Below are 15,852 nucleotides of genomic sequence, written 5' to 3'. Positions count from 1 at the left end.
CGCGATCCGGGCGAGAGGCCCAGGGCGGCGCCCTCGCGATCACCGTTGCCGACCGATCCATCTCGCAGGCGTCCAGGCAGGAGTGGACCGGCCCGGCGTCTCAGCGACCCGCCGCGCCCTCCGCCCGGACCGCAGGTCGGGCAGGCGTCCGGCTTTCCGCCTGGCGCGGATCCGTCGCCCGTGTGATCGCCGTCTCGACCGCCGCGATTCGGTCCGCCAGCAGGCCGAGAGCGGCGACCGCCCGGCCGGCCGCGTCGTCGCCCGAGCTGCCAAGGGCCTGGGCCCGGGTGTACGCCGTGGTGATCGCCGCCCAGCGGTCGGCCTGGTCCTCGGTGAGGTCCCCGCGCAGGGCGGCCAGCTTCAGCAGGTTGGCCTCGGCTCCGGTGGTGAGGGTCTGGGCCTCGGCGGTGTAGTGGTCATCGATCACCGCGGCGAGTTCCGCGTCGTTCATGGCCGGGGAGATGCGTGCCGCGATCTTGTTCATGTTGCGGTACGAGCCCTGAAGCAAGAAGGGCGGGTCCGTGCGGGTGGCCTCGTTCTGGCCGGCGGAGGCGATGTACGACTCGTTGACCGCGAGGACCGTCTCACGGGCCGTCATCAGATGCTCAAGTACCGCGAGGATCCGGTCGAGTTCGGCGCGTGCGTAGGCGTGCGTGATCCGGTCACGGTGGGCCGTCGGGTCGCCGGTGGCGAGTCGTACCAGCAGTTCCAGGTCGGTGCGGTCGCGTCCGGCCAGCGGCGCGAGGTGCGGGTTCGAGGTGAGGGCGTTCTCGACGAAGCTGAACGCGAAGGCGTCCTGCTTGCCGGCCAGGACGTCACCCAGGTTCCACACATCGGCGCGATTGACCAGCATGTCGGGGACGGCGAAGCGTTGTCCTCCCTCGGTGTAGGGGTTTCCTGCCATGCAGACGGCGAAGCGCTTGCCTCGCAGGTCGTGGCCGTTCAGGGTGCGGGTGGTGTCGCACAGAGGGATGAGCTTCTGCAGCAGCTCGGCTGAGGTGTGCTGGATGTCGTCGAGGTACAACAGGACGTTGTTGCCCGCCTCCAGCGCGAAGTTGATCTTCTCGATCTCCTGGCGGGCGGTGGCGCTCGGTGCTTCCGCGGGGTCGAGGGAGGTGACGCCGTGCCCGAGGGCCGGTCCGTCGACCTTGACCAGGAGGAGGCCGAGGCGATCGGCGACGTACTCCATGAGGGTCGTCTTGCCGTACCCGGGCGGCGAGACGAGCAGCAGCAGACCGTGCTGATCCGTCCGCTTGCCGTCCCCGGCCGCGCCCAGTTGCTTGGCGAGATTGTCGCCGACGAGCGGCAGATACACCTCGTCGATGAGGCGGCCCCGTACGAACGAGGACATGACGCGCGGCCGGAACTCGTCCAGGCGCAGTCGTCGGCGCTCAGCCGCGACGAGTGCGCTTCTGTGCCGCTGGTACGCGCGGAAGCCGGGTACCACCTGCTCGGCGAAGTCACCTGTCCTGGCCAGGAATTCGTCGAGCCGCAGGCTCAGCCCCCGGCGCTCGATCCTCGGGTGTGCGCCGAGCAGCGGCTCCACCCGGGTGGCAAGGGGCCCTTCCAGGTCATAGCGATCCAGGTCCGGGCAGACCTCGACGGCCACGGCTTCGGCCAGGTCGCCTGCGGAGACGTCCTCGCCGCAGGACGTGGTGTACGAGAGGAGCCAGCCTTCCACCAGCCGTCGGGCGGAGAGCGGGTCGCCGTCGGCGAGCCGGGTGCGCACGTCCTCGGTGTACGGAGACGAGCCCACCGCCCGGCGGAACTTGTCGAGCAGGGTGCGGGCCGCGGGACCGGTCGCGAAGGACTCGCCGGTCGCCAGTTCCTCGACCAGGTAGTCGGCGGCGCGGCCGGACAGTGATCCGGCCCGGGCCAGCTCGGTACGCAGAGCGTCGAGTGCCGGGACCGGGCCGAACGTCTCCCTGGCCCGTACCAGCGAGGCGGCCTCACCGGCCCACGCCGTTCTCGTCTCCGCTGTGGTGCCGTGGGCCCAGAAGAGCTGGGCCGCCGCACGGTCGGCGGCCGGGTAGCGCAAGAGGCCGGCCTGCTCGCGCAGGGCCAGCAATGCGCTGACGACAGCCGCCGCGTCGTGGTCGTGGACGCCGCGCTCGTACCCCTCGTCGTAGGACGCCTCGGCTGCCTCCCGCACGAGCGCCGCCAGATCCGCTTCCGCCAGAGCGTCCGCTCCGTGCTCGGCCAGCAGCCGCGCGGCGAGGTACTCCGCCCGGTAAACGTCCGCGTTCTCGGAGGGAAGGAGCTGGTCCCAGAAGGCGGTGGTCTCGGCGAACTCGGCATCGGTGACCGGTCGGCGGTAGTCCGTGCCCGTCAGGGCGAACGACATTCCGCCGTCCGCTCCCGGTACGACGGTCAGTTCGGGAGTGCGGGTGTTGACGGCGAACCGGTGGGCGCCGAGGCGAATGGTCTCGCCGTCGTCCGTGAAAAGCTCGGTGCGGTCCCGCAGCGCCCGGCCGGCTTCCTGGCGAGCGGCCTTCAGCCGCCCCTCTAGCTCCTCCGCCCGCACGTGGTCGCCCAGTTCCCGCAGTTCGGCGGCGATACGGCGGACTTTCGTGGCCAGGGGGTCGGAGGCGAAGCAGGTGTTGACCGCGTCGAGACTGTCCAGCCCCGCAGCCCGGCGGGTGATCGTCTCCACGACCCGCCCTGCCGATGCGGCGAGGCGCTCGGCGCGGCGGGCGCGGGCGTCCTGGAGCGTCTGCCTGCGGCCGGAGAGCGCGTCGTTGACCTCGGTGCGCTTGTCGGCGATCGCGGTGAGGTAGGCGTCGTGGTCGGCGAAGCGTGTCTCCAGCGTGTCCAACTGGAGCAGCAGCCGGGCCAGTTGGTCGTCGCATGTCTCCGGGGTGTCCGCCGCGGCCAGCGCGCCGGTGACCGCCAGAGCGAGCAGCGCGAACTCCGCGGCGAACTCCGACCGTCCCTCCTGGTCGAGGAGGTCGCGGCGCCGGGCGGCGAGCGTGGCGCGAGCCCGGTTCAGTCCGCCCATGACCTCCGCGATCCGTTCCAGGATGGCGGTGCGCACTGTGGCGTCGCCGATGTCCAGGCCGGCAACGACCTCGGTCAGCGTCCGGAGGCCGAAAACCTGGGCGTCGAGTCGCTCGGTGACCGGGGCGGCCCCGGCAGCGGTGGTGATCTCCTCGGCAGCCGTGGTGAGCCGCTCGACTTCCGCGTGGTGGGCGGCGAAGGCGTCATCGTGGTGAAGGAAGGCCACGGCCCGCTGTGCGGTGGAGACGATGTGTGCCTCCGCGTCCTGTGCGAGCGTGTCGACGGCGTCCGTGTCCGCGTACCGCATCTCCTTGAGTGTCACCAGGCGGCCCTGCGCCCGGCGCAGGGCGGTGATGCGCTCGATCCACTCCTCGGCGGTGGCGGGGGCCTCCCCACGCACCCGCCTCACCAGGCGCCGGATGTCCTCCGCCGCCTCCGCGAGTGCTTCGGCCGCGTGCGTGGTCAGTGCCTGCACGGACGCGAACTCCGCCAGCACCTGCTCGGCCGTGGTCCGTACCTCGTCCAGCGGACTGCGGAGGTCACCGGCCTCCTGGTCGCCGAGCCAGTGGTAGCGGTCGGCGGCCCGGGTGCAGGCGGCGACCAACGCTGCGTACAGTTCGGCGGTGTCGGCCGTCCCGGCGGCCTGCCGGGCAACGGCGAGACAGTCCGAAATACCGCGTACGAGGTCGGCGTTGCCGATGCGGGTGAGTGCTCCGCCGTCCGCCGGCGCGGTGGACGTGTCGGAAAGGTACGGGGTACGCCACGTCTGTACCGGGTGCACCCGCGCGGGCTCGTCGGAGTCTCCGCGCAGGACCGTGAGGGTCCCGTCGTCGAAGAGGGCATGGCCACGGCAGGCGAGGGGTGGGGCGACCTCCTTTGCGATGAGGTTGTACGAGAGCAGCAGGGTGCGGCCCGTCGTCCGAGCGTGGAAGGCGAACAGCACGTCCTCACCATTGGGTGCGCGGACGGCCCTCTCGAACTCCAGGCCCGAGGTGTCGGTGTCGAAGGTCTTGACCCCGCCGGCGGCGAGACAGTACCCGCCGGGGAAGACGATGCCCTGGGCGTCGGGGAGCCGGCGGCAGGACCGGCCTATGCCGTCCAGCCGGACCACGGTCCTCGTGAGTGTGTGGAAGACCAGATACCGCCAGGCCTCCTCCTTGTAGGGCCGGACCCGCAGCAGGAGCAGATCGCCGATGGCCGCGTACGCCACCTCTGCGTCCGCCAGGGACTGCAGCGGCTCGTCGACCGGCTCGCTGTGGATGCCCTCATCGGTCTCGGTGTCGTCCTCGGTCTTCACGGTGAGTGTCCCGCCGACCGTCGAGACGTAGACCGTGCCGCCCGCGACGGCGATGTGAGGGTGGCGGCCGAGGACGTGGTCGTCGCGGGTCGCCGGCGTCCACGCGAAGTCGTAGGGGTCGGGGAGGACGTGGTCGCGCTCGCCCCGGGCGTCGAGGAAGCGCACCTCGCCCGTCGCGGACAGGGACCAGCGGAGCACCCGGATGTCGTCGGCCTGTTCGCCGGTGCGGAACACGGCCAGCAGCTTGCCCTCCACCCGGCGGAGCCGGAGGAGCCGTGCACCCTGGAAGTAGCGGTGCAGTTGCCCCGCTTCACGTGTGAAGGCGGGATCATCGAGCAGCCCGGGGACCGCGTCGTCCGGAAGACGGTTCAGGTCGCGGTCGTAGAGGCCGAGGGCATCGGTCGCGGGAGCCTCGTGTCCGACGAGCAGCACCTCGCCGACGGCCACGAGGTCGCGGAGTACGACGCCGTGTTCGGTACGGATGTGCTCGGTGCCGGTCAGGGCGAGTTCAGAGCCGCCGAAAGCCTCCACACGTGCGGTGTTGAGGGCGTCGGCCCGCCGGGCCAGCTCGGCGGCCCGTGCTGCGAGGCGGTCGCGCAGCACCTCGTACGTACCGGCGTCCAGCGCGCTCCCTGTACCGGTCCCTGTCACTGTCCCGCTCCCTCGTCTCGTTGCGTGGCACCGGAGTTGCCGCCCCCCGCGCGGCAACTCCGGAGGATGTGGAACCCGGTACTCAGCTCTTCGCGGCACCGTTCAGGCCGGCGAGTTCGGCCACTGGCATGTCCGCCAGGCCCAGTTGCCGCGCTTTGCCGATCAGCTCGTCGAGCTGCCCCGACCCGGCGGGCATGAGCTTCATCAGCAGCGCCGACACCGTCAGGTTCTGCACGTCGGCGGTGGACACCGAGCCGAGCACCTTCGTCAGGTCCTCGGTGAAGGAGGCGGAACCGTCCAGCCACGGCCCGGCGAGCGCTTGCGCGGTGCGTGAGCTGTCCATGAATCCGTCGACACTCCTGCCGAGGGAGATGGACTGCACCAGGCGGTCGAAGAAGACGGACTCGCCGCCGACGATGTTGATGTCGGCGTTCTCCAGGCCGGTGGCGAGCACCGTGGCCTGCGCCTCGGCGATCTGCCGCTGCACGTCGAGCCCGGCGAGCCGGATGTCCTTCTCCGCCTGCAGACGCAGCCGGTACTCCTCATGGGTACGGGACGCTTCGTCCAGTGCGGCCATGGCGGCCGCCTTCTCGGTGAGGCCGGCGGCCTCGGCCTTGAGCTTCTCCCCGATGGCGGTGGCTTCCGCTAGGGCCTTCTCCCTTGTACCGGCGGCCTCGGCGCGCAGCCGTGCCTCGGTCGCACCGGCCTCGGCGCGACCCGCCTTCTCGATGGCGTCCGCCTCCTTCTCGCGGATCTGGACGGCGGCGAGACCGTCGGCGGCTGCTTCGGCCTGCCTGCCCTCGGCCAGGCGGATCTTGGCGTGGGCGTCCATGTCGGCGGTCTTGTTGCGGGCCTCAGCGAGCGTGAGTTCCTCGGCCGCCCGGTGGATCGCGGCCTGCTCGGCGGCCTCAGCGGCCTTGATGTCCTTGACCAGCTTCTCCTGCGCCTCGGCCTCGGCGGCGATGACGACGGCCTGCCGGTTGCGCTCCGCCTCCTCGACGGTGCGCAGCCTTTTGATGGACTCCTCCTGCTCGGCGACCGTGCGGTCCACCGCGACCCGCTCGCGGATGACCTCGGCGATGTCGCGGCGCTCGGCCTCGACCTCCTTCTCGGCGGAGATCCGGGTCAGTTCGGTCTCCCGGTCGCGGGCGATGACTTCGAGCAGCCGGTCCTTCTCGATGCGCTCGCTCTCGACGGCGATGACCCGCTCGCGGTTCTTCTGTGCGACGGCCACCTCCCGCGCCTGGTTCTCCCGCTGAACGCCGAGCGCTTCCTCGGTCTTCAGGAAAGCGCTCTGGGCACGGAGCCGCTCCTCCTCGACCACCCGGGCGGTCTCGGCCTCCTCGCGGGCCCGCACGGTCTCGATCTCCCGCTTCTGCTTGATCTCGGCATCCGCCTGCCTGCGCTCCAGCTCCAGGATCGCCTCACGGGCGTCCACGTTCTGACGCGTGATCTCCTTCTCCTCCGTGCGCTGGAACTCGTTGGTGCGCACGTGCTCGAGGGCCGTCAGCTCGGTGATCTTCCGGATGCCCTGGGCGTCGAGGATGTTGGAGGCCTCGAGCTGTGAAAGCGGCGTCTGCTCCAGATAGTCGATCGCCGCGTCCTCCAGGCTGTAGCCGTTCAGATCGGTGCCGATGACCTGGATGATCCGGTCCCGGAACTCGTCCCGCATCGTGTACAGGTCCGTGAAGTCGAGCTGTTTGCCGACCGTCTTGAGGGCCTCGGAGAATTTGGCGTTGAACAGTTCCTGCAGTGTGGCCTGGTCACTGGCCCGGGCCGTGCCGATGGCCTGGGCGACCTTGATGACGTCCTCGACGGTCTTGTTGACCCGTACGAAGAACGAGATGCGGATGTCGGCGCGGATGTTGTCGCGGCAGATCAGGCCGTCGCGACCGGTCCTGCTGATGTCGATGGTCTTCACCGAGATGTCCATGACCTCGGCCTTGTGCAGGACGGGCAGGACGACCTGGCCGGTGAAGGTGACGTCGACCTTGCGCATCTTCGACACGATCAGTGCCTTGCCCTGTTCCACCTTGCGGAACAGCCGGCTGATGACGAGCAGCAGGGCGATGGTGATGAGGAGGACAACGGCGATGAGCACGCCGATGCCCCAGGTGATGGCATCCATGAGCAATCCCCGGATCGAAGGGTGTTGAGCAGGAGTGGGAGGGCGGCAGGTCAGCCGCGGGGATCCAGCGCCGTGTCGAACGGCGCGACCCAGAAGAACTCTCCGGTGTCGTCGTACGCGTACAGCAGTCCGGTGCTGCCGGGTCCCAACCGGGACCCGTCGTTCTGACGGACCTGGACGACGGCGGCTGAACCGTCCCGGGCAGTGACTTCCGCCTGGCCGAAGTCCGCGTCCACCCGCCCGGTGCGGACGGTGCAGGTCAGACCGACGAAGTCGAGCCGGGACGGCCCGGGTTCATCAGGGAAGAGCTTGGCCAGGGGCCGCACGAGAACGCGGGTCAGCCGCCACGAACCGATGAGTGAGGCGCACAGCACGACAACGTCCAGCAGATCGACCAGGGTGGCGGGCCAGTCCGTCCCGGAGAGGAGCACGGACCCGGTCACGCAGAAGAACCAGGACAGGGCGATCAGCAGCGAGGCAGACACCGATACGGGGACTCCGCCGAGGCCCAGCGCTCCGCTGTCCACGTCCGTGTCGAAGCTGTCGGGGTCGGCTCCGCCGACCAGCACCAGCAGCCAGAAGACGATGACGACGACGAGGGCCGCGGTGAACAGCACAGCAGGGAAGGTCACGGTGGCACGCAGGAACTCGTCCATGTCTCTTCCCCCAGTGTTCTACGGCAGCCATTTTTCTGGGCGGCCTCGTTCCGCGGCGGTGGTGTACTGCTTTCCGTACTCCGGCATGTGTCTCGTTCAGCGACCCCGGCCGGTCCATGCTGACAGGACCGTGCGCCTGATCGCATTGCCGTCGACCGGCAATCCTTACGCCTTCTTGATGCCGGTGGCCGTCCCCTCGAACCCGCGTGCCACGCTGGGCGTCCACGCGTCAAAAGGGTGTCATCGGCGCGTCAGGAAACGGGAGGGTTCGTGGCGGAACGGGAAGCAGTCGACGACTATCTGCAGGGGTACGCCCAGATCCTGGCCGGTGCCGGTGCCACCGGCAGGAAGCTGACCCGGGACGAGCTCGACGCGCTGCGGGCCCAGGGCGAGCGGGCCGCGGAAGCCGGTTTGGGGCTGCGGCTGATGGTCCGTGCCCATCTTTCCGCCGCCCAGGTGGCTCACGCGGAGGCGCGCGGCGCGACCGCCGGCCGTCTTCTCGGGGCGGTCGAGCAGGCGGTGGACGCGTTCGCGGAAGGCCACGAGCGGGCGCAGCGGCTGGCGATCCGCCGACAGGAGGCCACGCGGCGCGAGTTCATCGACGACCTGCTCCACGGCCGCAGCGATCCGGGTCGGCTCGCCGAACGGGCCGCGCGATTCGGACTGTTGCTGTCGCATGCGCACGCCGTCGCCGTCGCCGAGGGCCCGGAGCCGTACGACGACGGGTACTCCGTGACCCGCGGCATCGAGTCGACGCTCGCGGTCCGCTTCGGCGACCGCCGGATCCTGCTGACCACGAAGAACGGCCGGCTGATCTGTATCGCCCCGGGCGATCAGGACGACGTCCTGTCGTTCTTCGCCAAGCAGGCCTATGCCGCGACGGACGGCGGGCGGGTGGCGATCGGCCGCGCCCACGCGGGCGTCGGTGGCGTCGTCCACTCCTACGAAGAGGCGCTCAACGCACTGGACCTTGCCACCCGGATGCATCTGGACGACCCGGTCCTGTACGCGGCGGACCTGCTGGTCTACCCGGTACTCACCCGCGACCGGCAGGCCATGGCCGACCTGGTCTCCACGGTCCTCGGTCCGCTCCAAGACGCCAGGGGCGGCGCCCGGCCGCTGATCGACACCCTCGCGACGTACTTCGACACGGGTTGCGTGGCGGCCGAGGCCGCACGGCGGCTGTCGCTGAGCGTGCGGGCGATGACCTACCGGCTGGAGCGGATCCGCCGGCTGACGGGGGTCGATCCCGGCAACCCTGTGGATCGCTACACCCTGCAGACGGCGGTCATCGGCGCTCGCCTGCTGGACTGGCCGGATGAGCGGCTCTGAGGCTCACCGTCGCTCGGTATGCCCGGGGCTGAGGCCCTGGAACCGAACGGGAGCGTGTGAGGGCGGCCTGGGCCGCCCTCACACGTGCGTCTGCCGCTACGCCTGCTGCTCCGCGGGCAGCGAAAGGTAGAGGCGGGTGCCCTGCGGCCGGAAGCCGATGCGCTCGTAGATGCGGCGGGAGCCGTCGCCGGAGTACTCCAGCCAGACCGATCCGGCCCCCTGCGCGAACATCGCCCCGGTCAGCGCGGCGGTCACCGCAGTGGCGATGCCGCGGCCGCGGTAGCGGGGGCGGGTGCCGACGCCGGCCAGCTCGGCGGTGTCCTCGGCCGGTGGGGAACAGGATGCTCCGCCGAGGCAGCCGCCTTGCGGTGTACGGACGAAACGGACTGCACCGCCGCTCTGCTGGGTATGCCGGAGTCGCTCCGCACCCTGCGGGGAGGGGGCGAAGACGTTTCCGAACGCCTCGGCAAGCGCGGCATCGAGCTCCCAGTACTCCTCGTCGGTGGTCGGCGTCTCCACGTGCGGGAAGCCGGCGGAGTCGGGGGTCGTCAGCGTCTGCGGTGTGCAGAGGAGGTACTCGTGCACCGCCTCGGTGGTGAAGCCCGCCGCCCGCAGAGCCGGTGCCACGCGTGGCGCGGCGTGCGGTGCGAACTCCAGTCGGGGCAGCAGGCTGCGCTCCCGGAAGGCTCCGATCAGCGCCGCGACGTCATGCTCGGTCGGCTCGACGCCGGGCAGCGGGGTCGCGTAGTTGAGGTAGGGACTGTCGGTGTCGGGGTTGAAGCCCGCAACGAAGCCGCCGGTCTCGACGACCACGGGGCGGCGGCGGAGGTTGGCCACGGCAAAGCTCTGGACCTGGTTGTCCATGGTGGTGTTGACCTCACGATGGCTCGGCTGATGCCCCGGCGTACTCGGGTGAGTTCGAGGGGCGGGGGAGAGCGGCGGTGCGTGGGCACCGCGTCGTGGGGCCGCCGCAAAGTGGGCGTGGCAGGCTGCGACTGCTGGGGAGCAGACGTTCAGTGCCGACGGCGGCCGCCGGTGGACGCCGCAATCATTGGCTTCATTCCTCACCGTGAATGTGTCTGCGAAGTCGCAGAGCGCAGGTCACTGTTGCAAGCCCTGAGCGGTGGGGGCAAGCGGTTTTCTGCAGCCGGTCATGGCGGGGGCTGCTCCATCGCGTCGGACACGAGCCCTGCGCCAGCTCCGCCGGCGGAGATGCCACCGACCGGCAGCGAGGCACGCCGCCGGGCTCGGAGCACGCCTTCCAGCTCAGAGCACGACTCCCGCCTCGTCCTCCGGCTGGTAGCCGTGGTCGTCTTCGTCTGTCGCGGGAAGGCAGGAGACCGGGTCCACCGAGCGGGACGGCTCGTCGAGCGGCATCAGGTCGATGGCCGTCCTCACCGGTTCCGGCACACCGAGGGGCCGCGACTTCGCGGGCGCCGGTTCGGACAACGACAGGGCGGCGGCCACGGTGGTCTGTGACACCCGGTTCCGCGTGGCGAGTACGTGGACGGGTAACTCGGGGTTGTTCCGGTGGTCCTGGCGGATCCGGTCGAGGATCCATTCTCGCGACCTGTACACGATGGCTCCAGAGGGTTGCCGGCGCGGGTGTCGTGCTCCGGGAGATCGGCCCAGTTGCGGTGGGCAAGCCGAGCGACACGGCCCTGTCCACCGCCCTTGGAGGCCGAGCTTGTCAGAACACTCGGTCGGTGGTGCGGATATGGGCGCATCGGCAAGCCGCCCCTCCGGCATCACCGATGTTCGCGCTCGGTGACAGCGGCCACGGCGTCGGTGCCCGAACCAGGACCTGGCGACGGGACTGGACTGCGCCCGGGCCAACTGACGGGAACGGCATCGGACTGGCTGTTCGGGCCTCTGGCCAAAACCGATGTACGCGAGTGACCGTGCCCGGCAGCATGGCGACCATGACTGCCACTCCTCATCCGGCCGACCGCGAAGCCGCCCGCCGCAGCCTTGAAGCTCTCGCTCTCGGGGACGCGTTCGGGGAACGCTGGTTCCCTCTCTTTCGTGCGCGGGAACGGGCCGTCGACGAGATCCGGACCCGGCGCACGCCCGATGAACCCGACTGGCACTGGACCGACGACACCGCTATGGCTCTCGCGGTCCATCAGGTGCTCGACCGGTTCGGCGAGATCGACCAGGACCGGTTGGCGGCCTGCTTCGCGCGGACCTTTGAGGCGGATCGTGGTCGGGGGTACGGCCACGGCATGCACATGCTCCTGCCGAGACTCCTGGATGATCCGGCGAGTTGGCGCCGGCACGCGCCCGAACTCTTCGATGGCGGCAGCCTCGGCAACGGCGCCGCCATGCGGGTTGCCCCGCTGGGGGCCTGGTTCGCCGCCGACCTCGAACTGGCCGCGCGTCAGGCCGAGTTGTCGGCCCGTGTGACGCATGCGCATCCCGAGGGCGTGGCCGGCGCGGTGGCAGTGGCCACGGCGGCGGCGCTGTCGTCTCGTGGAGAACTGGCCATCCGGTCGGTCGCCGACCGCACTCCACCCGGTCTGGTCCGTGACGGTCTGCTCCGGGCCGCCCGACTCCCCATCACCACCGTGCCGTGGAAGGCGGCGGACGTTCTCGGCAACGGGCAGCGTATCCGCGCCGACGACACGGTCGCCTTCGCTGTCTGGACGGCCGCGCGCCATCAGAACGACCTGGAGGCGGCGTTGTGGTCCACGGCCGAAGGCTTCGGCGATGTGGACACGACCTGCGCGATCACAGGAGGGATCGTGGGGGCGCGTACGGGCGTGGACAAGGTCCCGCCCGAGTGGCTGGAACGCCGCGAAGCACTTCCGATCGGCTGGGAGGGCCCGATGGTCGCGCGGTAGGGCAGCAGGCCCACCGCCGTCTGTTCAGGCGGTGGTGGTGCGGCTGATCGCAGGAGTCGCAGTCAGGACAAGGGCAGCCTGGTCGTCGTCTATGTCGTTGCCGCCGGTGAAAGCCCGTACGGCCTCGGTGACGGCGTCGATCGCGTCCTGCGCCGTGTATCTGTCGCCGAGCCCGCGCAGGGCGTCCGCAAGGCGTTCTTCGCCGAACTGGTCGTTCGAGGTGCCCCGCGCCTCGGTGATGCCGTCGGTGTAGAGGAGCAGGCTCTCCGACGGCTGGAGGTGCAGGTGGCGGCTCGTCAGATGCAGGTCGGGGGTGATGCCGAGAAGGGAACCGTGGACGTCGACGGTTCGTACGGCGCGCTGACCGTCGACGAGGAGGGCCCAGGGGAAAGACGTCGTATAAGTCGCCGCCGATGTCGAGTCCTTCGCCGGCGGGGTGGTAGTGGACGGCGATCTCGGCGCCGGGCAGGGCCGGTACCTGCGGCAGGAGGAGTCCGGCTTGCAGGTCGCGGGCGAGGGTGACGCGCTGGGTGTACTGACGGGCGTTGAGCGCGGCCGGGGCGGCGCGGCGGGCGAGTTCCTCGGCCAGCGCCACCGTGCGGCCGTCGAGGGAGTGCTCGCCGGTGGACAGCAGCGTCAGGGTGGCGAAGGCGCGGCCCCGGTCCAGCAGAGGGATGCACAGGTATCCGGTCACGCCGAGGCTCTGCCAGGGGCCTGGCCCCGTGGGAGGACGGCGGGCGACCTCGCTCAGGCCCGATGCCAGTACGCGGGCCACGGCATCGTCGTCGGCGTCGTAGACGGGACGGTGCGACGCCAGGACGTCCCTCTGGTCCTCGGTGCGCGCGGCGGCGGCGATACGGCGGACCTGACCGGCCTCCACGATGTCGACCGCGCACAGCGGTGCCAGCGTGGGCACGCAGACGGCGGCCAGGCGCTGAAGGGTCTGGCTGTGGTCCAGGCGGGCCGACAGGGCCGTGCTTGCCTCCAACAGGAAGGCGAGGTCCCTGCGCGCAGCCTCCTCCTTCGCCTCGGCGGCCAGACGGGCCTGTTCCGCCTGATGGCGCTCGATGGCCAGCGCCGCGGTGCCGGCGAAGACCCGGGCCAGAGCGAGGTCGAAGTCCTGCGGGGCACGGGGACTTCGGTGGTACATCGCGAAGGTGCCCAGCAGCGATCCGTCACGGCCCAGGATCGGGGTCGACCAGCAGGCCGCAACACCGGCGGCATCCGCCAGATCACGGAAGTCGTCCCAGAAGGGATCGGTGGCGATGTCGCTGACGATGACCGTCTCGCGACGGTGCGCGGCGGTGCCGCAGGAACCCACGCCCTCACCGGTGGCGATGCCGTCGATCGCCCGGTTGTAGAAGTCGGGCAGGCTGGGTGCGGCGCCGTGGCGCAGGTGGCGGCCGTCTGCGTCGGCGAGCAGCACCGACACCAGGATCTCTCCCGGGTCGAGGTCCTCGATGACGCGGGCCATGCCCTCCAGAACCTGCTCGATCGGCGCCTGGCGGGCGATCTGCTCCAGCAGCGCACGGTGCTCGGCGGTCAGCCGCTGGGCGTGCTTGATCTGCGTGGTCTCCACGCCGACGACGCGGACGCCGATGACGTTGCCACCCGCGTCCGTACGGGGTTCGTAGGTGAAGTCGAAAAACGCCTCCCGTGCGCTGGACCCGGTACCGAGCAAGACACGGACGTCGCGTCCGGTGTGAGGTCGGCCGCTGCGGTACACCCGGTCCAGCAGCGTGAGATAGCCCTGTTCGGCGAGCTCGGGCATCAACTCCCCGAGCGGCAATCCGGTGCGGACCCGTTCGCTTCCGCCGATGGCGGCGAAGAACGTCGGGTTCGCGGCTTCCACCATGTGGGCCGGCCCGACCAAGGACGCGAAGACGGCAGGGGACTGGCCGAACAGATCGCGAAGATCCTGCTCCGCCCCCGTCTCGACGGCCAGAGCGGTGCCGGCTGCCCTGGACTGGAGAGCCTGTCCGTCCGGAACGCGGGGCATCGCCCTGCTACCTCTCACTCGTCGCGTACGACGAGGGCGGTGTGTCCCCGGTCGAAGACCCCCGCACACCGTCGCCGGCGGCGAGGGCCTCCTGAGCCGTGGCGAACACGGCGATCACCTGGTCCAGGCCCGTCAGCTCGAAGACCCGGGCAACCGAGCCGGGCACGGCGCCGAGTCGCAGTACGCCTCCGTGCGCGGACAGCCGCTGGTAGATCCTGATGAGACCGCTGATGCCGGAGGAGTCACAGAAATTGAGGGCGTGCGTACGACGTACTACGACCTCGATGATAGATAGGGCACCGGGCAAGGGGCCGACGGCCTCCTCTCGCGGCTGCGCGACGGTATGGCTCGATCGCCGAGGCCGGTGCGGTGCCTCCTGCCGGCGGAGACAGAGGCCGCGCGTAGCGGCGACTGCCGGCTCCGGTGGCCGGGGTGCAGCACCGGTCGCGGCTCCTGTCAGGCATTGTTCTCCGACGCACTGTTGATCGAGCCGCGTGCCGAATAGGGTCGGGGCATGGTGCAAAGCGCGGCTGAGAATGTGGACTGCTACCTCGCCGAGGTTTCCGAGGAACGCAAAAAGGCTGTGACCCGGTTGCGGGAGCTGTGTCGTGCGGAGCTCCAGGGGTTCAGCGAGGTGATGGCATACGGGATGCCGGTCTACGAGCGAGACGGCACAGGGGAAATCGCCTTCGCGAGCCAGAAGCAGTACATCTCTGTCTATGTGCTGCGCGCCGATGTCCGTGAGGCCTTTGCCGACCGGCTGGCGGGCCACGACATGGGTAAAGGCTGCCTGCGGTTCCGCAAGCCGGAAAAGATCGACTTCGAACTTCTGCGGGACATGCTGCGGGCTACAGCGGCGGGGCCGAGCCAGGCCCGCTGACGGTTGTGACGCGAGGCGCCGCCCCTCCATATGCGCTGATCACGGCCGTGGAACGAGCTTCACGGGTCTCATGACCCCGCACTGTCCACCTCGTCGGCGGCGGCCACCGCATCACCACCACGTGGATGAGGCCGGCACTGCCTCTCCCGCCTCGCGCTTTCGAACGAGGCGGGCTGTGCGACTGGTGGCCGAGAAGGGAGAAAGCGTCACGGCCGACCTCGACGCTTCGCCGGTACTCGGCTGTGTCCTTGGCGGAAGTACTCCATCAGCCCGGCTCGATAGCATGCAACGCATGGCCATCAGACTTGAGAACGTCGGCATCACCGTTCGCGACCTCGAAGCAGCGATCTCCTTTTTCACCGACCTCGGCCTCACGATCGTCGGCCGTGACACGGTCAGTGGTGAGTGGACCGACACCGCCATCGGCCTGGATGGCAATCACGCCAACATCGCGATGCTCCAGACGCCGGACGGTCACGGTCGCCTTGAGCTCTTCGAGTACATCCACCCCGAAGCGATCGAGTCGAAGCCCACTCGTCCCAATGAGATCGGCATGCATCGCGTCGCCTTCTCGGTCGACGACATCGACAAAGCTCTTGAGGCAGCCGCAAAGCACGGATGCCGTCCGCTTCGCGGTGTGGCCACCTATGAGGACGTCTACAAGCTCACGTACCTCCGCGGTCCCAGCGGCATCCTTGTGATGCTCGCCGAGGAACTGAAGAAGGACTGACTAATAATGGGATCAATGAGCCTCGTGCTGACACAAGGCGGGCCGTCCGAGTGACCTTCGCCATTGGTCGTGGCCCGGATCTCGATCCGGCGACGGTGCCGCTTGGTATGGCGAGTTGCCCGTATGTGGGTGACGCCGGTCGCCGTCGCACCCGGCGCGATTGCTTATGACGGTGCGCGCATGATAGCGAGCGGCACCGACCGCACCGAAACTGCGCGTTGCGGACCTCTTTTCCGCTGCCGGGGCCGAGTGTTCCGGATCGACCTGACAATATGTCTTGCCGTCCGTACGGGCTGGTTTCTGGGCTTGATTCCGGCGATCGGCCTAGGGTGTGACGCG

General features: G+C 69.9%; 10 protein-coding genes and 2 pseudogenes. 4 read left to right on the top strand and 8 right to left on the bottom strand.

The window, feature by feature from the left end:
• Nucleotides 1-100: 100 nt before the first annotated feature.
• From ABTX78_RS08010 to ABTX78_RS08000, 3 genes are all read right to left on the bottom strand, one after another.
• Complete coding sequence (locus tag ABTX78_RS08010) at nucleotides 101-4,945, bottom strand: DNA repair ATPase (RefSeq protein WP_352205949.1); 4,845 nt, start codon at nucleotides 4,943-4,945, stop codon at nucleotides 101-103.
• Nucleotides 4,946-5,027: 82 nt separating this feature from the next.
• Nucleotides 5,028-7,073, bottom strand: coding sequence for a flotillin family protein (locus ABTX78_RS08005; RefSeq protein WP_352205948.1), 2,046 nt, complete (start codon nucleotides 7,071-7,073; stop codon nucleotides 5,028-5,030).
• Between the two features lie 50 nt (nucleotides 7,074-7,123).
• Nucleotides 7,124-7,729 (bottom strand): hypothetical protein, encoded by a 606-nt coding sequence (locus ABTX78_RS08000; protein WP_352205947.1) that lies wholly within the window; start codon nucleotides 7,727-7,729, stop codon nucleotides 7,124-7,126.
• Nucleotides 7,730-7,999: 270 nt separating this feature from the next.
• Between ABTX78_RS08000 and ABTX78_RS07995 the strand changes: the two genes are divergently transcribed.
• Nucleotides 8,000-9,061, top strand: coding sequence for a PucR family transcriptional regulator (locus ABTX78_RS07995; RefSeq protein ID WP_352205946.1), 1,062 nt, complete (start codon nucleotides 8,000-8,002; stop codon nucleotides 9,059-9,061).
• A gap of 96 nt (nucleotides 9,062-9,157) precedes the next feature.
• Here ABTX78_RS07995 and ABTX78_RS07990 read toward each other — a convergent pair whose 3' ends face one another.
• Both ABTX78_RS07990 and ABTX78_RS07985 read right to left on the bottom strand, forming a co-directional pair.
• Entirely contained in the window at nucleotides 9,158-9,925 is a 768-nt protein-coding gene (locus tag ABTX78_RS07990) for a GNAT family N-acetyltransferase (RefSeq protein ID WP_352205945.1), read from the bottom strand.
• A gap of 402 nt (nucleotides 9,926-10,327) precedes the next feature.
• Nucleotides 10,328-10,639, bottom strand: a complete 312-nt coding sequence (locus ABTX78_RS07985) for a hypothetical protein (protein ID WP_352205944.1) — start codon at nucleotides 10,637-10,639, stop codon at nucleotides 10,328-10,330.
• 335 nt (nucleotides 10,640-10,974) lie between these two features.
• Here ABTX78_RS07985 and ABTX78_RS07980 point away from each other — a divergent pair, with 335 nt between their 5' ends.
• The gene (locus tag ABTX78_RS07980) at nucleotides 10,975-11,904 is read left to right on the top strand and encodes an ADP-ribosylglycohydrolase family protein (protein WP_352205943.1); all 930 of its coding nucleotides are present in this window, start codon (nucleotides 10,975-10,977) and stop codon (nucleotides 11,902-11,904) included.
• Nucleotides 11,905-11,928: 24 nt separating this feature from the next.
• Here the strand turns inward: ABTX78_RS07980 and ABTX78_RS07975 are convergent.
• The 3 genes and pseudogenes from ABTX78_RS07975 to ABTX78_RS07965 form a co-directional block, all read right to left on the bottom strand.
• Nucleotides 11,929-12,231: pseudogene (locus tag ABTX78_RS07975) on the bottom strand (PP2C family protein-serine/threonine phosphatase); the annotation flags it as partial.
• 796 nt (nucleotides 12,232-13,027) lie between these two features.
• Nucleotides 13,028-13,759, bottom strand: a pseudogene (locus ABTX78_RS07970) (GAF domain-containing protein); the annotation flags it as partial.
• 151 nt (nucleotides 13,760-13,910) lie between these two features.
• A complete protein-coding gene (locus ABTX78_RS07965; protein ID WP_352205942.1) occupies nucleotides 13,911-14,426 on the bottom strand; it encodes an STAS domain-containing protein in 516 nt (171 codons plus the stop codon).
• On the opposite strand from ABTX78_RS07965, the gene ABTX78_RS07960 reads away from it, so the two are divergent.
• Together ABTX78_RS07960 and ABTX78_RS07955 are read left to right on the top strand one after the other, a co-directional pair.
• A complete protein-coding gene (locus ABTX78_RS07960; protein ID WP_352205941.1) occupies nucleotides 14,418-14,783 on the top strand; it encodes an iron chaperone in 366 nt (121 codons plus the stop codon). The genes ABTX78_RS07965 and ABTX78_RS07960 overlap by 9 nt on opposite strands.
• Before the next feature lie 292 nt (nucleotides 14,784-15,075).
• On the top strand, nucleotides 15,076-15,513 hold the full coding sequence (locus tag ABTX78_RS07955) for a VOC family protein (RefSeq protein ID WP_352206282.1): 438 nt from the start codon (nucleotides 15,076-15,078) through the stop codon (nucleotides 15,511-15,513).
• Nucleotides 15,514-15,852: the final 339 nt, after the last annotated feature.

Origin of the sequence: Streptomyces sp. NPDC096193, from assembly GCF_040302905.1 — a bacterium.
Lineage (GTDB): Bacteria > Actinomycetota > Actinomycetes > Streptomycetales > Streptomycetaceae > Streptomyces.
This window is presented reverse-complemented; position numbering and strand designations above follow the sequence as displayed.